Source organism: Azospirillum rugosum, assembly GCF_017876155.1.
Classification (GTDB): Bacteria; Pseudomonadota; Alphaproteobacteria; order Azospirillales; family Azospirillaceae; genus Azospirillum; species Azospirillum rugosum.
On the sequence record NZ_JAGINP010000040.1, the window covers coordinates 1 to 21975 of the forward strand.

Genomic DNA, 21975 nt, shown 5'->3' on the forward strand with positions numbered 1-21975 from the left:
ACAAGGCCGCCAAGCCCTTCGTCTGGACCAAGCCCGCCGAGACCATCTTCGCCAAACTCAACCGGCTGCCTGCACCTTCTGAATGAGTCAGTGCATTAGGGACATAGGCCTCTATGCTCACTGGAAAGGTCGCAGGTAGGGGTGCAATCAGGCCAACCCGCCCGAGTCCTGACAGCAGACGCTGTTGAATTTCGAGGGCAGGCGCTTCGCGTAGGCGTGCCACGATCCGAACTGTTCCGTGCGCCAACGCAAGGCGGAGATCGTGCCAAGAAACCGTATCAATGTGCTTCATCCGCCAAGCAATCCAGGAAAGCTGACCATCCAGCATGATGGCTGGCGTACGTGAGTCGGAACCGTACTTCCATGCAGTCCGATCTACCGGATGGACATCACCAACCAGCAACAATACGCGTGGTGCGGCTCCACGCTGTAGATCGCAGGCTGGAGTAAGGACGAGGAGCACTTCATTAAGCCCAACTTCGACTGGAAAGGGCTTGGTCCTCTCGCTCTCTTTGTCCACAGGTACATCGACAGCCGGGGCGGCAACCCTAAGAATATCGCCGAACGAAACCGGCCATTCGGGAGAGGATTTGAGGCGGAGCCGTTCCGGGTTTTGCGAGAGAATTCGCTGAACGAGATCCTGCAGCTCTGGAGATCCAGCGACATAGGGCGGCGGGTGATTGATGGACTTGATGCCATTGAGTTCCAAGGCTGAGTTGATGATCCCCTTTTCGGCTTCAATCTCGTGCTGTAGCACCCGGTCAAAAACATCAACAAGGTAGCTGCCGGTTGGCTCGCCCTCGAACTCAAGCAGGAGCTGCTGTACCTGTGCGATGTCAGACAGCTTCAACCGTCGCATCCCCTTGACGGTCCGAGCGGCTGCTTGAGCGATTCCGGTCTCTAACGAATGAAAAAAGCGGGCGAGCTTGCGCGTCTCCTCTGCGTTCGTAGCAAGCCGTTCGAGCTGCCGTTCAAGGCGACCGGGTACATCGAGATCCTGCTTAGGCAGGATCCTGAATCCAGAGTCAGTCAGGCCAACACTGTCGCGGAACTCGTCCCTGTTTGCCTCTAGGTAGCTAGAACGTGAGATGAGAAGGACAAGTGGCGGGTTCGCAGCCCTTTTCGCCACCGCCTCTCGGAGAAGCTCCTTTGAAAGGTTGAAAGCTTGCTGGTTCTGAGCGCCGCCGAGATAGAGGTCGATGACGATGAGGTCGGTCGCTTGCGCTTCGGTGCTGAAACTCCGACCCCGGAGCGTACATTTTAGGCCGAACTCTTTCAACCTACGGTGCGCTACGTCGACATGAGCCAAGTCGTTCGCGTGGTTAGCTACATAGCGGGCGAACAAGGCCTTTGCGACTTCACCGAGTTCATCCCGCAGCCGCCAAATCGCAGCAACATACTCATTTTGAACAATTTTTTCGGTGAATCGGAATCCCTTGCCATCGGGCCATGCGCGATTGATTAGCTCGCGCTGATGGTCATTAAGGTCGGCGGCAAACGTAGACCACTCGTCCGCGTAGTTATCCAGGTCTGCTGCGAGCGGTACCGTGTCGAGGGCGTCGTCAACGATGAGGGCACGGGTCACCTCCCTCTGAACCAGCAGGTCACGTAAACTCATGCTTCGGCTCCTACCGGCATCTCGAACACAAAACGATGGAGGCGTCCGGTTTCAGGATTGCGATGTTGGCTCAACTGGAGCGCGCCGCCATGATATTCGGCTGCTTCACGTGCGATGAACAACCCAAGGCCGCGCCTCCGCTTTGTGTCCTTAAGTGAAAAGAATGGCCTGAAGACCTTCTCCGCATTTTCGGGGGCAATGCCCCGGCCGTTATCCTCAAAAGTTATCGTCGGTGGCCCACGCTCGATGGTGATGGAGATCTGCGGTTGGTAGGTAGGCTCCCGCTCGGCACGGATATCCATCCAGTGGATTGAATTGGAGATCAGGTTTTCAAGGATCTGCACGACCATGCCCTTCACAGCACGCACGCGGGTCGGCCGTTCTGGGGGATTCACCCGCACTGTAACGTTGTGACGGAGAAATTGCGCCTCGTGTGCCTCGAGTACGTCGCGGACGAGGTCGTCGAGCACGAACGCCTCAGTGCGCTGTCGCCCAGAGACACTGAGTGGATCGAGGATCTTAATTCGCTTGCTCACGCTATTCATCTCGGCCCGGAGGGTCTTGAAGTGAGCGCGCAGGTTCTGCGGTACGTCGGTGCCTTTTAGACGATCAAGCGCTTTAAGCGCATTCTCCGACGACCGCGCAAGCTCGTGCGCAACGACCTCCACCATCAAGCCGACGCCGGCCATGTCAATCATTTGACGACTCTCCTTCTCGACCTCGGCGATACGGTCGCGGGCCTTGGCCGCAAAGTCAGACAGCTCGAGCAGGGTTTGCTGGAGATCCTCGACAGCCTCGCTGCCCTCTTCGGGTGTTACGCGGCGCAGTTTGCGGATCGCGGCCCGTGCACGCTCCTCAAGGCTGGCGACCCTAGTCTTGGCGTCTGAAAGATCGATCTTCTGATTCTTATACTGCCGTTCGACAAACCGCATAAAGTCGCCGAGCCTGTTCTGGATCGCATAGCGGATAACGTCAAGGAAGACAATTTGCTCGGGAGTAACCCGGAGTCCCTCTCGGTTTGTCTGGTCCACAAGTAACGGGTTCTCCGCCCGGGAGATATTTACCCTGCCAACGAACTGGGTCTTATTAAGGGTGTAACCGCTGCGCCGAAGGGCTCGGCGGTCGAGTTCGAGCCAATCATCCTCATCTTCGCCATAAGGGAACACACGGAAGCCGTCGCGGAAGAGCAGGATACCCGACCACTGGTCCTGCAGATCGCGCAGGGCCTTGTTCTCCCCAGTGCTATCCACGCGGCTCAGCCGCCGCCGATTGTACCAATAGGCCTCAAATGTGAATGGACCTACATCCATAAGCGCTTGGTCCTCGATCTCGCCTTCCTTGCCTACGAAGGCTCCAATCAGGTCCTCCACTGGCAGCACAACGGTTTCGGCTTCATGAGGGTGGTCAAACCCGAGATCAAAGACCTCGACAGTACAGGTGAGTGATGGCCGTCCATTGTCGATCCGATAGCTGCCAACGGCCTTAGCGTGCGCGGCGTCTAGCAGCTGACTGGGCATAAACGGAATGGAAATTCGCTCGCCGTTGAAGTATATGGCGATTCGGGGACGTTGCTCGACATCTATCATTGGATCGGTCAGCCGTGCGAATTCGTAGCCGCACATCTCGCGGACACGGGCATCGGTCCAGTTCTCGAGCAAGTCCTGAATAATGATGTTAGTGCCCGACCAAGCCGGATCCGGCTTCAGCCCTCCTGCTTTTGGTTCAACTTTGATCTCATCGAGCATCGCATCGATGTTCGAGAACTCGCGCCAATCAATCATGAGTAGATTTAAGGATGAGTCGTCGGCTTTCGCGGTTTCGACCCTCAATCGCTCGCCCAAACGCATAGCGGATAGTCTGCCAATTCCCTTCTCACCGAGGAATGGGGCCTCCTTCGAACCGACGGCGAGTGCTGCCTCGACCTCCCTCTTTCGCGATGCAGTGCCGATCACCAAAAACGCGTCGCGGAGATCTTTCATCGACATGCCGGCCCCACGGTCGGAAACCGTGATCGTGTTCAGTGTTGCCTGGGCCTCATTCAAGGCCTTAAGCAGAGTACGATGGTCGCTGGCCTGCTCGATCGTGCGCCGATAAAGGGTCCGAGCACCTTCGCTCGCGCCGGGCAGGAAGGCGTCAAGGATCGCCTTCTTGAGCTCCTCCACTTTGCCCTGCCGCCTAGACACTTTCTCCTTGAGCCGCAGGAAGAGCACCCGGGGAAGAACGATGTCGAAGCGGACATCCACGCCCTTACGCGAGCCATCAACACCACTTCGCTGTATGGCGTCGAACCCGTTCTTGATCAATTCGTAGAACGCGATAATGTCGGAGCTGATTAGCTCAGCGCCTAGCTCGAGGACCGTTCGCGCGGTTATCCGAAACAAGTGCCACTCCTTCTTCCTAGATAAGTGTCTTCGAACGCGGCCAGCTGCATGAGGCAGGCCCGCAAGATGCCGCGACTTCCCAATTGGACCTCGATGCGGCACAGTGCCACGTCTGCAGCCCTGGGCCTAGCGACTGGGACTGCCTCTTTGACGAATTTGATAGAGACTCCCCCAGTCAGTTGCATACCCTATCCTATTGCCGCCATAGCGAGAATAAGTAGGTTTGGATTTTACATCAAGCCGTGAAAAGGGGCTGCTCCACCGCTGAGCGACCAGGGCGCGGATAGCGTTGCTATCAAAAGCTTTATCGGCCAGTGTAAAGGCCGGATGAAAATTTGGGGTCCATTCGCATTCCCGGTGCATGCCTGATGCGGACTGGAGGCGGAATACGCACATAGAGGGAACGTTTTTCCCTCCAGAGCACCAGCTTCCTTGTCCAAATCACTGCTTTCGTTGCTCCCGGCCGGCCTTGTCGTCGACCGAGTTTCCGTTGAGGCGGATCGCGTCGCCGTCACGGCCCACGTGCGGGCCGCAAAGGCGGTCTGTCCGCTATGCCATCGCCCCTCCGTGCGCGTCCACAGCCGGTACACCCGACAGCTGGGCGACCTGCCGTGGCAGGGCCGGGTCGGTGAACTCCACCTGCAGGTCCGCCGCTTCCGGTGTGCGACGGCGGGCTGTCCCCGCCGCATCTTCGCCGAATGCCTGCCCGCCGTGGCGGCACCCCGGGTCCGGCGCACCCGCCGGCTCGCCGAGGCGCAGCGCGCCAATGCGCTGAGTGCCGGTGGAAATCCCGGCGCCCGGCTGTCGACCCGGCTCGCCATGCCGGTCAACGGCGACACGCTGCTGCGGTTGGTCCGCGCCGCCGACCGACCTGCGCCACCACCCGCTCGGATCATCGGCATTGACGACTGGGCGTGGCGCCGCGGCTGCCGCTACGGCACCATCGTTGTCGATCTCGAACGCAACCGGCCCATCGAGCTGCTGCCGGATCGCCAGGCCGAAACCGTTGCCACTTGGCTGGCGGCCCATCCGGAGGTCGAAGTCGTCGCCCGCGATCGCGCCGGTGCCTACGCCGAGGGTGTCCGGCTGGGAGCGCCACAAGCCATTCAGGCTGCGGATCGTTGGCATCTGCTGCGCAACCTCGGCGACGCGGTCCGTCATGTCTTCGATCGCCATCATGCCGACCTCCGGGCCGCGGCGTGCGGCGCTGTCGTGGAGCCGGTCACGGAGAAGGCGTCCGGACCGGAGCCTCTCCCGCCACCCCGTCCCACACGTCGCGAACAATGCAGTGCGGCCAAGCAAGCCGCCCGCCATGCCCGGTACACCGAACTCGCGGCCCTGCAGGCCCGAGGCTGGTCGCAATCGCGCATCGCCCGGACGCTCGGCCTGGACCGCAAGACGGTGCGGGTCTGGCTGTGGGCTGGTCAGCCGCCAAGTTGGTCGCAACCGGCGAAGGGGAGCCTGTTGGACGCCCACGTCGATTACCTACGGGCGCGCTAGAGCGAAGGCTGCTGGAACGCCACACAGCTCTGGTGGGAAATCCGACAACGCGGCTTTTCCGGTCAGTCCCGCATCGTGCGCGATTGGGTTCACGGCCTGCGCGTGAATGAGCCGGCGGCCCGCTCGGCGGCGAAATCGACATGGCGCGTCCCCTCCGGGCGACGGGCCGCCTGGCTGGTGGCGGCCCGGTCGGAGGAAATCGACCGAACGGAGCAGGCGTTTGTCGCCGCTCTGATCACCGGATCCTCCTCTCTGGAGCGCGTCATCCATCTGGTTCGCACGTTCCGCGACATCGTCAGCGGCCAAAAGGCCGACCAGCTCGATGGCTGGCTCGCCGCTGCCCGCGAAACACGGCTGGCCGGCTTTGCCGACGGATTGCAGCGGGACTTGCCGGCCGTCCGCGCCGCGTTGTCGCTGCGCTGGAGCACCAGCCCGGTGGAGGGGCAGATCAACCGGCTCAAATCCGTCAAACGCCAGATGTATGGGCGAGCCGGGTTCGACCTCCTGCGGCAACGGGTGCTTGGCACCGCGTAAAGCGGAGGTGGTCCGCTCGCCCCGTGCCGTCCGGCTCCGCTGCATCGGGTTTGCGGAAGAGCCACGGTCACTCCGCCATTGACACGTGGCGGCTTCGACCTGTTGCGCCATCGCGTCCTTGAGGCCGTTTGAACGGCGGTGCTCCAGCTTTCCGCTGCACTAGGAATGCGGATGGCCCAATTTTCATCCGGCCTTTACAACCGGAACTAGCGCGACGAGCGTGCACGGCCTCGTCGATCAGCTCCGCCCGCTCGGCGAAGAGATCAACCGGCTGGAAGCGCGCATTCTGGAGTGGCGCCGCGCCAGCGACGTGAGCCGCCGGTTGGCGACGATTCCCGGCATCGGGCCGATCACCGCCAGTGCGATCGCCGCGGCGGTCCCGGATGGGACACTGTTCCGATCCGGCCGGCAGTTCGCCGCATGGCTCGGCCTGACGCCGAAAGCCCACAGCAGTGGCGGGAAGGACTGGCAGGCGGGGATCAGCAAGCAAGGTGATGGCTACATCCGCCGCCTGCTGTTCGTCGGCGCCACGGCGGTCGTGCGGCTGGCCCGCCAGGGCAACGCGGCTCGATGCTGGGCGGCGAAGCTGCTGGAGCGCAAGCCTGCCAAACTCACCGCCGTGCCCCTGGCCAACAAGACCGCGCGCATCGCCTGGGCGGTGCTGACGCGCGGCGGAACCTATGCGGCGCCGACCGCCGCGTAGTCAAGTTTCGGCTCGGCCGCGGACAAGCCCCTGCCGAGGCGGATGGCGTAGGGTGGTGAGACGTGATGACGAACCGGTCAGACCGGGGATCGACCAAACCCACGGGGACCAAGCGCCCGAGAGCGTGCTGAGGTGATTTGGGCGTTGATCCGCGGACTTCATCAAGGCCAGCAACCAGAGTTCGCGACGACAGGCCGGACACATGGATGCACCCGACCAACCGTCAACACGAATTCTCCTCTTGCGCCGAGAGGGCCGTCCACACATGGTGTCTTCGACGTCCAACGCCTTTCACCGGCATTTTGGGAAAAGGGCTGTCCACCACATCACCTCACTCCTCCGCAGTCGGACGCTTTGCGGAGCGTGAGCGCCACCATCACGCAAAGTGCGGGAGAACCGTAGACTTCCTCTTAAGCGGAACTCAAAATGCTGTAGTGCCTTAGCGGTTGAGTCCTGCAACTTAAATTTTTGTTCCAGTATCTGCACTCTTCAGCTAAGAGCAACGTATGAACATGCGTAGCGATGAAATAGATGCGCCTATATTTCTCGACGGATTTGCGACACTGCCGCTTGCACCGGAAGCGCGCGCCGCGATGCTCGCGGCTTGGGAGCTTCCTGGCAACGCAGGTTCACCAAACGGGTCGGGCGAGCGCGCCGCACGGATTGTTGAAGACGGCCGCTCTGCGGTTGCAGACCTCATCGGTGCGGCACCGGCTGAGATCGTCTTCACTTCAGGGGCTACGGAAGCAAACAATCTCGCCATCCTTGGCGTAGCGGCAGCATACGGCAAGAATCAATGCAACCGGCGCCGGATCGTCATCTCCGCGATCGAGCACAAGGCGGTTATCGAGCCTGTGCGCCGGTTGGAAGCTGAGGGCTTTGCCGTCACTGTTGCGCCTGTGCATGAGAATGGGCATCTCGACCTCAATGCTTTGTCGCGGCTTATCGGTGACGATGTACTGCTCGCGTCGGTGATGCTAGCGAACAACGAGATCGGCGTGATTCAGCCGGTCCGCGAGGTGGCACAGATTTCCCATGCCGCCGGTGCGCTTTTCCACTGCGACGCTGCACAAGCTGCTGGCAAAATCCCGATCGACGTCCTTGATCTTGACGTCGATTACCTAAGTCTATCCGGCCATAAATGCTATGGTCCGATGGGCATCGGAGCGCTGTATCTGTCGGCCGCTGCGCCACGACCTACACCGCAAATTTTTGGCGGCGGGCAGCAAGGCGGCGTTCGGTCAGGCACCGAACCAGTCGCTCTGATCGCTGGCTTTGGCGCCGCCGCGAGGGTCGCGCGATCGCGTCTGCCTGAGGATCAGGCGCACGGGGTTAGACTAATCGCCATCCTGCTCGAAGAACTTGCTCGCCACCAGTTACGTTTTACCAGAGTGAGCGGAAACGCCGAGACCCTGCCGGGAAGCGCTGCGATTATGATGCCGGGGGTGGATGCGGACATGCTGTGTGCTACAGCCGCGCGGGAGGTCTCGCTCTCCACAGGGTCGGCCTGCACATCTGGCCAGATAAGAGTGTCTCATGTCCTTGAGGCGATTGGGTTTTCTGATCACGATGCACGCTCCGTGGTCCGAATTTTCTGCAACCGGTACACGACTGAGACGGAAGTCGTCACCGCAGCACACCTCATAGCAGACGCCGCCAAGCGTTGTTGGCTTGCAACTGGAGAGCTTCGCCAGTAGCATGCCCGCATGATGCGAGGTGGCTATAAATTCGAATCGAAGGGGCAGTTTGCGGGGCATGAAACTTTCCCGCTTCGCCTACTTTGGCTGAAGAAGGCGTTTGACGCAATCGGTGATGGCGCGCCTGCTGGAATATTCCATGAGCAGGAAGCCATTGCGCGCTTCGGAGTCGGCCGCAATATGGCTGTTTCGATGCGCTATTGGGCGCTCGCTTCGGGATTCTTCGAGGAGCAAGGTCGCGCCATTCGCCCAACAGTTCTCGGCCGCGCAGTTTTGGCTGACGGGGGGCTCGACCCGTATCTTGAGCAGGCTGCCACTATCTGGTTTGTGCATTGGCACATCGCTAGCACACCTGCCAAGGCGACGACTGCCTTCTACGCCTTCAATCTCCTGAGCACGATTGAATTTGACCCGGCGACGCTGCTTGACGAACTGTTCAGCCTTGTCAACGCGCAAGGTTGGCGTGCCACCCGTGGCACCTTGAAGCGAGACATAGAGGTTTTCCTGCGAAGCTATGTCAGAAAGGGCGATACATTCAGCGAAGACGCAGCCGAACCTCTTCTTGCCGAGCTTGCGTTGGTACGCGAAGCGCGGCTTGGCGGCTGGCACGAATTCATCCGTGGTCCCAAGCCGACGCTGCACGATGCCGTTTTTGCTTATGCGCTCGGCGCCTTCTGGGAGCAGAGCGGCGGAGCGACGACCCTCACGGCTGAACAGATCTGCTACTCGCCAGGCTCACCGGGATGTGTCTTTAAATTGGACGAGGACAGCGTCGTGACGCGGTTGATGCGAATCGATGACGTGACAGATGGCGCTTGGCAGTGGGTCGACACCGCGGGTCTGCGGCAGGTCCAACGGAAGAGCGACATCGATTTGGCGACCCTAATCCGAGCTGCATACTCCAAGCGCGCTTCATGGAATGCAGCAGCATGACAATGCTCGCATCAAAGGTAGCAATTGACCGCCGTTTTGCGCGTTCCGCGCGGCTGGATGCCGATCTCAACGGGACCCCTCCGCTTGTGGGCTATGTGCTGCAGGCGACGGTGGCAAAGGCACTCACGACCCTGGTGGAGAGCCAAATCACTAGTCATCAGGGAGCGTTCACTTGGACCGGCCCGTATGGCGGCGGGAAATCGAGCGCCGCCCTATTGCTGGCTAACCTCGTGGCCGGAACACGCACCAACCGCACGATCGCCAGAAACATAGTAGGCCCTACGCTAACGGACCTCTTTGCCAAGGCGTTTCCGAGGGCTGGAGGTGATTGGAAGGTTGTCGCGGTAACCGGGAGCCGTGTGCGATTACGCGACGCGATTGCCGCCGCCGCCGCCGCCACGTTCGGCTGGAAATCCAACTCGCGCGAGCAGTTCGCGGCAAGCGACGAGCAATTGATCGCCGCTTTGCTACAGTCTGGAACCGCGGGCGGTAGCGGCACCCTCCTCATTCTCGACGAACTCGGGAAAATACTCGAGCATGAGGCGCTCGAAGGTGGCGACGTCCATCTTCTGCAGGATATTGCAGAGCATGCGTCCCGTAGCAAGGGACGGCTGGTTGTCATAGGCATCCTGCACCAGTCTTTCGAGCAATATGCCGCGCGTGCGGCACGCGACGCCCGACAGGAATGGGCCAAGGTCCAGGGCCGCTATCAGGACATCGCCTTTCTTAGTGGCGCTGACGAGACTGTTGCGCTGCTCGGCCGCGCTATTGCAAGCGAGCCGCCCACCGAAGCACGTGCCCAAGCTGCCACGGTAGCAGCAGCGATCGCGAAGCGGCGCCCTACGGAAATCGCGACACTCACGACGGCGCTAGCTGAAACTTGGCCGCTCAATCCAGTGACTGCGTTGTTGCTCGGTCCGGTTTCTCGTGCGCGATTTGCCCAGAACGAGCGCAGCGTTTTCGGTTTCCTGAGCTCAGCGGAGCCGGCAGGCTTTCAGCAGTTCCTCGCGAACACCGAAAGTGGAGCGAGTACCTATGATCCCTCGATGCTGTGGGACTATCTCGCGGCCAACTTTGGGATGGCGCTAGCGAGCGGTGCGGACGGTAGTCGATTCAGCTTGGCGTTCGAAGCCATTGAGAGAGCCGGAGCCAAGGGCGGGCCGCTGCACGTCACCCTGACCAAATCGGCGGCGATGATTGAGTTCTTCCGCAACGGTTCGGGGCTAGCGCTTGCGGACGACATTCTGGCCGCTTCCCTACCCGGCGTCGACAATGGGGAGCGATCCGCGGCGATCAAGGATCTTCTCGATTGGGCAGTGCTGATCCGTCAGCCTCGGCTCGGCGGCTACGCGCTGTTCGCCGGCAGCGACTTCGATCTTGAGGACGCGATCGGTCGCGCAATCGTGCCCATCGACAATCGCCAACTTGAGGAGATTCCGCAGAGGGTCGGACTTGGGTTCGCGACTGCAAAGCGCCACTATTTCACGACCGGCACGTTACGGACCTTCGAGATTGCGCTGCACATAGTTGGCGCCGAGGACTCCGCCGAGACCCTCGCGGCAGCGCTGCTCGGCCGCGCTCAGCGTGGAGGCGGTTTGCTGGTGCTCACGCTTGGTGACGGATCGATACAGCCCGTAGACATCGATGCGCTTACGAAGGCTACGGCCAAGCTGCTAAAGCGCGAGGGGCGGGTTATTGCGATCGGTGCCGCAACCGGCAGCTTTGCGCTTCGCTCGACGGCCGCTGAGCTGTTGGCTGTTGAGCGGGTGATCCGCGACCATCCGCAGCTGGAGGGCGACCGGATCGCGCGCCGAGAGATCGCAGCACGGCAATCGCTGTGCATCGATCAACTCCATCGCGCACTCGAATCCGCGTTGGAAACCGCTCGGTGGTACTTGGCTCCGTCTCCGACGAAGGGGCTGCGCGAGCCACTTGCGATCGTCGCGAGCGCGCTCGCCGATGCCGGCTATCCTTGCGCGCCGATCCTTAAGAGCGAGCTGCTCCAGCGTGACAGGCCGTCCTCAAACGCCATGGCAGCACTCCGCGATCTGGCCCACGCGATGGTCAGCCGCTTCGCGGAGCCCAATCTCGGAATTACCGGGTATCCCGCTGAGCTTGGTCTCTACCTGACGGTGCTCAAGCCGTTCGGCCTTCACCGCGAAACGACGTCTGGATCCTTCGCGTTCAGTGATCCCGACGAAGGCCCCGAAGGCAGGTCGCTGCAACCCGCTTGGGACCTGATCGACCGCGCCGGCGCTGAGGGGCTGGACACGATCTTCAAGCAGTGGGCTGCGCCGCCATTCGGGCTTAAGGCCGGGGTGATGCCGGTCTTGGCCCTCGCCTATATGCTCGCTAGGCGTGAGAGCGTCGCGGTCTATATTGATGGCGTCTACCAGACTGCCATCAACGATGTGGTCGTCGATAAGCTGCTCCAGAGGCCGGCAGACTTCCGGCTTCGTCGCATCGACCGTTCGGTGCGTGAAACAGCGTTCTTAAGCGGGCTGGCCGAGCGGCTCGGCATGAAGGGGGTGAATGGCTCGCTTCCAGTGGCGGCCGCACTTTTTCAGCGTTTCGAAGCCCTTCCGGCTTACGCCAAGCGAACCCACCGGGTCGAGCAGGATGCCCTCACCGTCAGAATGGTCGTGATGAAGGCAAACGATCCTGAGGCACTGCTTTTCGAAGCTTTGCCCAAGGCATTCGGAGCCCGATTATCACCTAACTTGGTATATCAGGGGCTGCTTGCGTGCGAGGAAAGCTATCCGGCGCTTCTCGCCGAGCTGCGACATGCGCTGGCCCGCGCCCTTGGCGTTGATGCAGAGACTTTCGGCGGAATCAGCGAGCGGGTCGGTTCGATCAAAGGCCTCACCAACGATTATGCGTTCGATGCACTTGCGGACCGTGCCGCTGCGATTGAGCAAAGTCGCGGTGACCTCGAAAGTCTTGTCAGCGTGCTACTTCATCGTCCGGCGCGGAACTGGTCAGACCGTGATCGCGAGGAGGCGCTGACCGAGATCGCGCGGTTCGGCCGCCGTTTCCGCGAACTCGAGGCGCTCGCGGTCGTCCGGGATCGCAAATCGCACACGGAGGCCCTCGCGCTCGTCGTCGGGCTTGATCCCAAGACCCCGCCCCTGATGCGGAGCTTCGTGCTAAGTGAGCAGGAGAAGAAGGTGGCGGCGAGCCTAGCTGACCGAGTGGTCGCTGGATTGCGAGCGGACGATAAAGGGGGCCGTTTGCGGCTTGCTGCGCTGGCCCGAGCAGTCGCAATGTTGGCCGCCGAAGCTGATGACGAAGGCGAATCGGCATGACACGGGAACGGCATATCCTTGGTCTGTCAGGCGGCCGCGACAGTGCAGCCTTAGCGGTTTACATGCGGCAGTATCACCCTGAGCTGCCCATCGAGTACTTCTTTACCGACACCGGGAAGGAACTCCCCGAAGTCGACATATTCTTGGACAAGTTGGAGGGCTTTCTCGGCCGGCATATCCAGCGATTGAACCCGGACCGCGACTTCGATTTCTGGCTTAAGGAATACGAGAACTTCCTTCCTTCTCCGCGCACCCGATGGTGCACGCGCCAGCTGAAGCTTCGGCCGCTTGAGCACTGGCTCCGGCAGGATCTTGAAGGCGGGACGATCATTCACTCTTATGTCGCCATTCGTGCTGACGAGCCTAGTCGTGAGGGCTATCAGGCCACTCACCCAAATATGCGGGTTCACCTGCCGCTCCGAGACGCTGGCATCGATCGGGCGGGGGTGCTTGAAATTCTTGAGCAGTCGGAAGTTGGCGAACCCGAATATTACCAATGGCGGTCACGCTCAGGCTGTACGTTTTGCTTTTTTCAACAGAAGATCGAGTGGGTTCGCCTTGCCGAGCGGCATCCTGATCGATTTGCTGAAGCGGTTGATTATGAGAAGACGGCGCTCCGTGACGGTTCTCCCTTCACGTGGAGTCAAGGCGAGAGTCTGACCGAGTTGATCACGCCGAAGCGCGTTAAACAAATCAAAGCAGACTATGAGAAACGGCGCGAGCGGCTGCGTCGAAGCCGGCGGATTAATCCGCTCTCAGCTAACACCGCCGAGACAATCGACGATGTCTATGGCGTCGATGAAGGGTCAAGCAGCTGCGTGGTCTGCCACAAGTGAAATAGATGTATGCCTACGGTGAATGACGCGACAAGCTTCGCCAAACTCTGCCCCCATGACTGCCTCAAGAGCAGCTTTTGATTTTAAATCGGACGAATATTGAACGTATCTCTCCTTGCTCGGCTACGAAACTTGCCTTTCCGGTTCACGAACGATGGAGGCGAACGATGTCGCTATAGCGGGAGGCAATGTCCGGATTTCGACGCAGGCGATGCTCAACTTCGGACTGCTGCCACCAATCGACCCAGAACCGGCCGCGACGACGCATTTCCAAAAGATGGTCCGATAGAGGTACAGTCAGCCTCGGGAACCCAACAAGAAAAAATCCACTGCAATAATAGTGCTCTAAAGTATCACGTATGTTGATCACGTCGCTTCGGGAAACCCCTCGCCCGCGAATCTTCACTTGGACCAAAACATGCCGGCGTTCATTGAGTGGTGCTCCGGCTTGAGTCACCCCAGCGACTATATTATTTGCCGGGGGAACGGTCCATTCCGCCATCAAGTCACGTCCATCGTCGGCCTCTCGCGTCGCGCCAACTTGACGTACTCGGTGTATTCCGGGCTCCACCTCGAGTAGGTCCTTGATAAGCTCCTCAAAGCGTCCATCATCAACCTTGTCTGCCCAAGTACATTGCGCGTCAGAGAGGAAGATGTCGGCCTCGGCTTGACGTCGTTGATCAACCAAGAGGCGTTCGGCATCGAACGCTTCACGGCCACACGGGGCCTCGATACTGACAATTGTCTGGTCCCCAAGGAATATCGCATGAGAATCAAGCGGAAGGACCAAAGGAGACGCCGATCGATTGCCCTCCACGGCTCGCAGAAAACGTTCGGCGCGCTGCATGACCTTGTTCGACACCGCATTGACCAGATGAGAGGTCCTGAAAACACGGTATTCGATACCATCGAAATGCTTGAATGGAGCGATCGCGACAAAGGCTCGCAGCCTTGCCATCGCGGCGCGGCCAATGTGGGCGACGGTAACGCCCCTCTTTACGGATGTCAGAACCTGCCAATTCGTCGCGGCTCGGACTCTGAACTCGTATTGCATGGCGTTCTTGAGCCGCAATTGTTTTGCGACGGTATCAACCCAGTCCGGTTGTGGCTTGTAGGTGGCGCCGTCATAGTCCCCGTTGAGAGGTCCAGAGGCGGGAACACCGAAGACCTCCGCGAATAGCTCGTAGGCAAGATTAGACTGTATTCCGAGCGCTTCAAAGTAAGCTCGCCTTTTGCTTGCCCCCCCGATTTCTCCGATCTGTTTGAGGATTAGAAAACGCGCGTACAACTCCGATTCAATTCCCGAGAAGCCATTGGTGTCTGAGACGAGTTGGACTGAGGCAACTTCTCTAACCCGCAGACTTATAGCCCACACGAGGCTTAGCAAATCATGTAGATCGGTTCGCTCGCCGCCCCACTGCCATGATGATGTTCGCACAGCTAGATAACAGGAAATCTCGTCGACGTAATCCTCGACCTGTTCAACACGGATGGAGAACGGCTCGCTGTAAGGGACGCCACCAGGGCAATCTGGATCGCCGCATTTGCAAATAAGCGTTTTTGCGCTGTGCCCCTCTTTGTTTTGAGTTGTCACGTTAGCCGGTCCCGCTCCCTCAGGTATGTAAGATAGACCCAATGCTGCGCTAAGTAAGTGTCTTCGCACACGCACACAGAGACAATTGCCATCTAGGCATTATCATTGGCCCTGATCGCATCGACAGCTGCGTCAATGTCCTCATCCGAGAGGAAGGGTGCTTGTGCGTAGATGATCGTCGGCTCGCCGCTTAGACGCGCTGCCAGATGGCCGAGGCCAAGCAACTGCTCTGCACCCTTGACCCCGAGCGAGATCTCAGATGTACCGACGCTCGCCACTTTGAGGATGAGTCGGTTTCCGAGATTGTCGCGCAACTGCATTGGCATGACATTCGCGTCGGGCCGCTGCGCGGCGAAGATGAGATGCATGCCGGCGGCGCGCGCCTTCACGCCAAGCCGCGACACGTTCGCCGTCACCGCCGCCTTATAGTCCTCCGTGAGCATCCATTCAGCGAACTCGTCATGGACCAGGAAGACGTAGGGAAGCCGTTCGGTCGGTAGCACCTTGGTGTTGTAAGCGCGGATGTCGCGAGCGCCATTAGTGCGGAAAAGCTCGTACCGGCTCTCCATCTCGGCGACAAGGGCTTCCATGACCTCGACCGCACGCGTCTGGTCAACGATCACACCTCCTTGGAGATGCGGCAGCCTCTCAATCGCGGCGTAGTCGACGCCCATCTTGGGATCGATCAAGTAGATGTGTGCGAGCTCGCTCGGGTTGGTCGCAGCTATGTCGAGCAGCAATGCCTGGATCAGCACCGACTTGCCCGAACCGGTCGCACCAGCCACCAGCGTGTGGGGTTCGTGCTGCTGGCCACCGGCAAATGGGCCACCCAAATTGAGATAGAGAATCTCGCCATCAAGCTCCTTCAAGCCGAGGACGAAAGACGTATTCACGCCGGCAGCGTTGCGGTTCAGAGTTCGACGACCCCAAACATTCCAGAGCGACACGACCTGGCGCTGCGGCCGGGCGACGCCGACCACGATCTCGCCCGGGAGGGGCGATATGGAGATCAGTCTGAGCCCGTGAGTCGTGAGTAGCGCTGATTGCCGCGCCTCGATGTCCTCGACCCGCAGGCGGTCGCTGCCCATGAAGCGGATGAGTGCCGCATTGGGGGTTAGCCGTGCGGCAAGGATCTTGGCCTGTAGGTTATACCCCATCAGCGCAGAGCGCAGCTTCTGCGCCGTGGCTTCCAACCATGCCTGTTCGTTGGACGATTCTTTGTGCACCTTCTGGGCGCGCGTTTTGATCAGCGCATCAATGGTTGTTGCACCGGCAAGTACCGTCGAACCTGCATCGGCTGGAGTGAGCGCCAAGGACGCGTGCGTCGCCAGCGGGCTCTTGAGCGGCTGATTAGGCTCGTCCGGCGCCACAGGAACAGCCTCGCTTAGAACAGGTTCAGAAGGAACGAGTTCGAATGCCCCCCCAACGTTGGCTTCAGGCGTGACCGTGGCCGCTGGCGGCGGGGTGACGACAGCGGCGGTTGCGACCTCGTCACTCTCATCGTCGTCATCATCGTAATCGTGTTCGATCGGCTTGGCCGGCAGTGCCGACTTGAGCTCGATCCCGATGTCTTTGGTCCAGTCTACGCGTGGCGCCGGGTTGCGATACGAAGGATGGTTCCAGCTGTCTGTCTCGCCTAGGCTGTTCCGGACAGCCGTCAGCGGTTGACCGGCATCATATGCCTTGATCAGCTGACGAAGCCCTTCACGGGTGAACGTCTCCTGGAGGCCACCACTGGCGTCCGAGATCAGTTCCTGCTCGCCCAGTACGTTGCCGTCAGAGGTTGGCCCCGAAATGAAGATGTGCGAGTAGCCCCGCAGATCGATCGGCACGGCACCCCGGCGGATGCCGTCGCGAACCCGCTCTAGTAAGGAGGTCTGACCTAGGGCAGCAGTTCCGTCGAGCAGCAAATCGGCGATCCTCGACAGCCAAAGGTCGCGATCGAGCCGTCCGGGGTCGCCAAACAACGCATCATCGATCCTTGCGACAGTCTGACGAAGCTGCTGACGGGATTTTCGGCTCGCGTCCGCCGAACCGCCTTGATCGACATACTTTGCTTCAGTGACGATTGCGCGCAAACGGGGCGCCCCATCTTCGCCTGTCACGATGCACAGCGCGAGAATGTCGGCGATCCCCTCTTCACGCTGACCAAGCCATTCGGCGTAGTCGTCGAGCAGAAACCACGCGACAGTCGCCTGTCGGCCCAGTTCTTCGCCGACGAGAGCGCGGCTCAGGACCAAGCCGATCAGTTCTCCCGCTGAAACGCCGCGCTTGGCCGCTCGAAGCACGATGTCGCCCGAGATCGAGTTCGCATCCTCGATCATGCGACGGGCAAGCTGCGAAAGGCGATCGTCGTCCAGACCGAGCGAAAGTTCGGTCAATCGGCGGCGGACGAGAACGTGAAGAATGCGCAACTCCGAGGTGGAGGATACGACCATATTCCGGCCATGCGTGCGCTGCCGGCGGTAACGGATGACGTTGATGCCCTGCGCAGCAAGCTGTCGTTTGTCGAGCAGATCGTCATAGGTCGCGACCCACTCGGCGAGATCATGGACCTCATCGAACATCGTCTTGAGGCCGGAATCCTGGAAGGAAATTTGTCGCGCGGGCAGATAGTGCTCGCCAGCGCCATGCGACTGGCGTCGAATGACATTCGCGACGGCATCCACATAGGCCCAGCCTGCGTCCGGCTGACGCGGGCAGGTCAGGTAAACGGTCGCCTTGAGTTCGTCTTCAGCGGTGACACGCCGATAGGACCAGCGCGCCGGGACATGCTCCAGCAGCCCGGGATTTTGCCCGGTGTCAGCAACCGGAAACCATTGCTCGCGGGCTTGACGGGAGACGACATCGTGCAGGAAGGCGATGTCAATTTCTCGAACCGCATTGCTTGGCCGTATCGTGCCGCCGTCGAGCATGACGCCGATGCGGAGCTTCGACATGAAGTTGCGAGACGTCTCGCTGACAACAACAGCGTCGGGATCGCCCTCGGAACGCTCGAGAAGTTCGCTGTAGACCTGCGAAAGGCGAGAGCGGTCGCGATGACGTACCAAAACATTGCAGTGCACTTCCTCCTGGTCCTGCACCGAACTCAGGCCGTTCACTGTCGCGAGCGGCAGGCCAGCCGCGTCGCAGTTGAAGAGCATAATGCTGAGATTTGACCGCTCGTGCGGCTGCAGCTCGAGATAGCGCTCCAACAATCTTCGAATTTGCCGAGCAGCCTCAGCCGGATCAACATCGGTCGTCGCTTCCGAAGGATCACGTACCGGCCGCTCGAGCAGACTATAATCGTTGATGGTCCCGGTCTCAGCTAGCAGAATCGCTTCGCTGCCGTCGTAGCCGACCGCGATCTCGGGGTAGAGCGGGTGAGCAAGCTCATCGCGCAGGTCGGAGAAGAACAGTCGCGAATCGCCGAAATTCACTTCGGTATTGGACAGGAGGTAGTTGGCAAGCCCAGCAACCGAGCGCATTTTGATTGCGCCGGCAGCAAGGCGCAGCGGATGCCAAGGGGCGACGATCGCCGACGGCGCACCACCGGTCACGGGAATCACGCCGAGGCTCAGCACCAGTTCCCAGAGGTCTCGCCGATTGAGGTCACCGGGGGCGTGGGCAGCAAGCTCTCGCAGAAGAGCGCCATACGCCTCGGCCTGTGCGAGGAGCGCCGGAGAGGCATAGCCCGACGACTGCAGCGCACCGATTGCCTTGACATACAGAGCTTCGAACCCTGACCACGCCGTGCTGATCGCCTCGGCACCACTCGCATTGATGCGGCCGCCCTGGACGGCTTGCTTGAGTGATTTGGGAAATGCCTTCCCGATATTCTCGCCCACGGTCGTCCGAGGCACGAGCGTGCCAGCGTCTTGTCCGAACGCGGGGTGCAGCGTACCTACGTCGGCAAGCGAAACCGACTGGAGCGCACCCTTGCGGCTCACCGGCAGACGCGCGACGCTGCTGCGCGTGAACGGGCGCTTGAGCAGGCGACCAAGATCCTTCGGCAATTCGAGCCCGATCGCGTTCGGCTGTGCTGTCCAGATCAGTTGGGTAGTCGCACGCTCGGACCCGGAGACGAGTACGATATCGAACTTGATCTGCAGCGCGGCGCGCGAGGTGGATTCGTTGCGCCGATACTTCTTCTGCCGCTTCTTAGCGCGATCAAGCAGTTCTTCGTACTCGAAAAGGTGGGGCGCATCCCACTCGACCGACGCACCCATCAAAGCCGGCAGCCCGCGATAGCGCAGGCCAAAGGCCAGTCCGATATCGGCATTGATGTCGAGCCATTGCGAGCGGCTGCGGCGCGCTGAACGGATGATCAACTTGCGCTGGCCGCTTGCGAGATTAACCTGCCCGAACAGGCGCTCGATCGCTCGGAGGAGTCCCTCGAGGAAGTCGCTGCACTCAATCGCCCGACCGAAGATGAAGCGCTCCCATTTGACCCGCAGAGATTTATCCTGGCTGAGGTCATCGCGGTGCGCCTCGAAGAAGTCGCGATCATCGTCACGCGTCTCTTTGAGCGACCGTCCCTTCAGCGCCTCAAGATACTCGGTGTCCGACGCGCTCAGCCGATCGGGAAGCGTGAACTCAAAGAAGTTGATCGTCTCCTGGGGGAGAGTAGTCTTCTTTAGCTTGATCCCAGAGAACAGCTGAAGGACGCTCTGCGCCTCCCACTCGAATTTCGAGAGGGCCTCCGCAGCCTTGCCCCAGCCCGGGGTGCCCGCGATGAAGCCTTCGATCGCCGGATGCACCTCAGGAGGGATATCCTCCTGGACCGTCTCGAACTGGGCCCGAAGCTCGTCGTTTTCGATGATCTGCCGGTTCGGGCGTTGCTTGGCGAGCAGGGGCTTCCGATCCGCGACGAGCTTCTCATACAGTCGCTTCCAACGCCGAGACTGTTCAAGCTCCTTGTCCCGGATGCTGAGGAAGAAACCGCTATCGCGGGGCAGGTGAAGCGCTGGCAGCGCCCAGCCAAGAGCATCTGGGACCGTCGTTGATTCCGCTTCGATCCGCTCGCGGGTGAGCGCGACATAGTTCGAGATCTGATGCAGCGTGCAATCATCCGCCGCATTAAGGCCTTTAAGTGCCGCCTTCCAAGCGGCGATCTGGCTATCCGGCAGGCCGAGGCCGAAAGATGCTGCGTCTACCCAAGGTTCTGGATCCTCGGTGAGCTGCTTGGCGCCGATCAGCGTCACATCGCCGAGGGATGCGCCTTGGTCGTCGTCGGTGTTGGCGATCAGCAGCGCTGGGCGGTCGCAGTCGGCGTGCCGGATTGCGACCATCCGCTCGTCGGTAACGACATGCTCGGGAAGCCCGAACTCGCCGATCAGCGAGCGCGGAAGGGCGATCTTCAGCTGGGCCTCGGTCTGCTGATCCTTGAGCAGGGCACTGGTGATGGCCGCAACCTGCTCTCCGGTTAGCCGGTCAAGCAGGTAGCGCGCCACCCCTTCGGCATCGGTGAGAGCGGTAAGCCGCTGGCGAATCGAGGCAGCGCCGGCAGCGCCAATCAGGTCGGATGGAGTCACGCGGCTTGAGCTCGCTGGAAGGGGTTTTCGACATAAGCGCAAGAGTCCGAGAGCCGCTTCAGCAGCCCCAGGCTCGCGAGACGCTCCTCGAGACGCCGCGCATTATCGGAGAAGTCCTCTTGATCCGCGTCACCGGTCACGATGAAGTTGCGGGCCTGAGCGTCCCCGATAACAATGCCGTATCGATCACAAAGCAGCCCAAGGAAGTCCCTAAACTCCAGCCGTTTGTCGACGCAGCAAACCACCAGAGTCTTCAGCAGCCGGTCGGTCGGCGCGTAGCGCACGCGACGGCTTGATCGTCGGGACGATAGCCCGATGGCGCGAGCCCACGTCATGTGGATCTTGCCGAAATGCTGCTTGTGGCGGCTTATCGCACGATCCGCGAGTTGGTCGATCAAGGCACCCGCTTCAGGCGCAAGCTCATCATCCTCGCTGTCGGGCCAGCCAAACGTCTTTCTGAGGATGTCTCCGGCGTTGAGGACGGGATCATCCGAACCGATCGTAGCCTGCCATTCCGGCGTTTCCTCGATCCGCCGAACGAAGCGTTCCACTGCTTGCTGAGGCAACAGGTTGTTGCGCTGATAGGAGTCGGCCGAAAGGTCGCGCACCACCGACTTCTTCGGCGATACGACTTCGCAGACGAGCCGCACCGGTTCGTGGTCAAGAACCTCGCGTGCGCGCTCAAGCTGGTAGAGGATGATGTTCAAGCCGGTCATCGTGACCAAGTGCGGAATGGCGTCGTAGGCAGGGATCGGCAGGCTCAAGATCGCCAACCAGTCTTCCGCGAGCCGGTCGAACAACGGATGGGAGGAGCATGGCAAATAGGCACCTGCGCGCTCCGCCTTGGCGGGTTGCGGCTCGCCCTGGAGTGCTCGCGCCATGCTGTCGTATGGCGTGGGGTTCTCAAGGAAGCGACTGACAAGAAGGCCGCGTAGCGCATCTGCGTCGCGGCTGCGACAAAGCATGAGATACAGTAACTCGCCGGTGCGGGCGAAGAACCGACGGTCATTCGACACGCTGCCCTGCGGCTTGACGTTGGCATCCTCGTAAAGAGCATTGGGTCCGAACGGGAAAACGAATTTCGAGCTCCAGCGCTTGTTGCTCGATCCCTCAATTGCCGATCCTTGCAGGAAGCTGATGACCGCTGCGAAATCTTGGAAACTCTCGAAGTGATCACGAAGATAGGTAAAGTCTGGCTTCTCGAGGCCGCCTACGGTCTCGGTCATCTTCTCTAGCCAGATGCTCCACGCGGCATCGTCTGCGCGGTCTTCCGCCAGTACTGTCATAATATGCGGATTGTTGAAGACCAGATTCCGGAGACGGAGCTGCAGCTGCGGCCGGTAGGAAAGGCTGTTCAAGTC

Annotated in this window: 9 protein-coding genes and 2 pseudogenes; 6 read left to right on the forward strand and 5 right to left on the reverse strand. The window is 60.5% G+C overall.

What is annotated here, in order from left to right; all coding sequences use genetic code 11:
- Positions 1-1618: hypothetical protein (locus tag J2851_RS34140; RefSeq protein WP_209773266.1), on the reverse strand; the 1618-nt coding region annotated here is incomplete at its 3' end.
- Complete coding sequence (locus J2851_RS34145; protein WP_209773269.1) at positions 1615-3999, reverse strand: sensor histidine kinase; 2385 nt, start codon at positions 3997-3999, stop codon at positions 1615-1617. The genes J2851_RS34140 and J2851_RS34145, both read right to left, overlap by 4 nt.
- A gap of 375 nt (positions 4000-4374) precedes the next feature.
- Here J2851_RS34145 and J2851_RS34150 point away from each other — a divergent pair.
- The 6 genes and pseudogenes from J2851_RS34150 to J2851_RS34175 all read left to right on the forward strand — a co-directional run bounded on the left by J2851_RS34150 (position 4375) and on the right by J2851_RS34175 (position 13507).
- A pseudogene (locus J2851_RS34150) lies at positions 4375-6033 on the forward strand (ISL3 family transposase).
- A gap of 200 nt (positions 6034-6233) precedes the next feature.
- A pseudogene (locus J2851_RS34155) lies at positions 6234-6736 on the forward strand (IS110 family RNA-guided transposase); the annotation flags it as partial.
- A 506-nt stretch (positions 6737-7242) separates the two neighbouring features.
- A complete protein-coding gene (locus J2851_RS34160; protein ID WP_209773271.1) occupies positions 7243-8433 on the forward strand; it encodes a cysteine desulfurase family protein in 1191 nt (396 codons plus the stop codon).
- Between the two features lie 9 nt (positions 8434-8442).
- Positions 8443-9366: a DUF4007 family protein gene (locus J2851_RS34165; RefSeq protein ID WP_209773273.1), complete on the forward strand. Its 924-nt coding sequence runs from the start codon at positions 8443-8445 to the stop codon at positions 9364-9366.
- On the forward strand, positions 9363-12671 hold the full coding sequence (locus J2851_RS34170) for an ATP-binding protein (protein ID WP_209773275.1): 3309 nt from the start codon (positions 9363-9365) through the stop codon (positions 12669-12671). The genes J2851_RS34165 and J2851_RS34170 overlap by 4 nt, the downstream gene beginning before the upstream one ends.
- A complete protein-coding gene (locus J2851_RS34175; protein WP_209773284.1) occupies positions 12668-13507 on the forward strand; it encodes a phosphoadenosine phosphosulfate reductase domain-containing protein in 840 nt (279 codons plus the stop codon). Before J2851_RS34170 ends, J2851_RS34175 begins: the two co-directional genes overlap by 4 nt.
- Before the next feature lie 145 nt (positions 13508-13652).
- Here the strand turns inward: J2851_RS34175 and J2851_RS34180 are convergent, their stop codons facing one another.
- The 3 genes from J2851_RS34180 to J2851_RS34190 form a co-directional block, all read right to left on the reverse strand.
- Positions 13653-15101 (reverse strand): hypothetical protein, encoded by a 1449-nt coding sequence (locus J2851_RS34180; protein WP_209773286.1) that lies wholly within the window; start codon positions 15099-15101, stop codon positions 13653-13655.
- Between the two features lie 92 nt (positions 15102-15193).
- Positions 15194-20614: an FtsK/SpoIIIE domain-containing protein gene (locus tag J2851_RS34185; RefSeq protein ID WP_307421000.1), complete on the reverse strand. Its 5421-nt coding sequence runs from the start codon at positions 20612-20614 to the stop codon at positions 15194-15196.
- Positions 20611-21972, reverse strand: a complete 1362-nt coding sequence (locus J2851_RS34190) for a methylation-associated defense system protein MAD7 family protein (protein WP_246501122.1) — start codon at positions 21970-21972, stop codon at positions 20611-20613. The genes J2851_RS34185 and J2851_RS34190 overlap by 4 nt, the downstream gene beginning before the upstream one ends.
- Between the last annotated feature and the right edge of the window lie 3 nt (positions 21973-21975).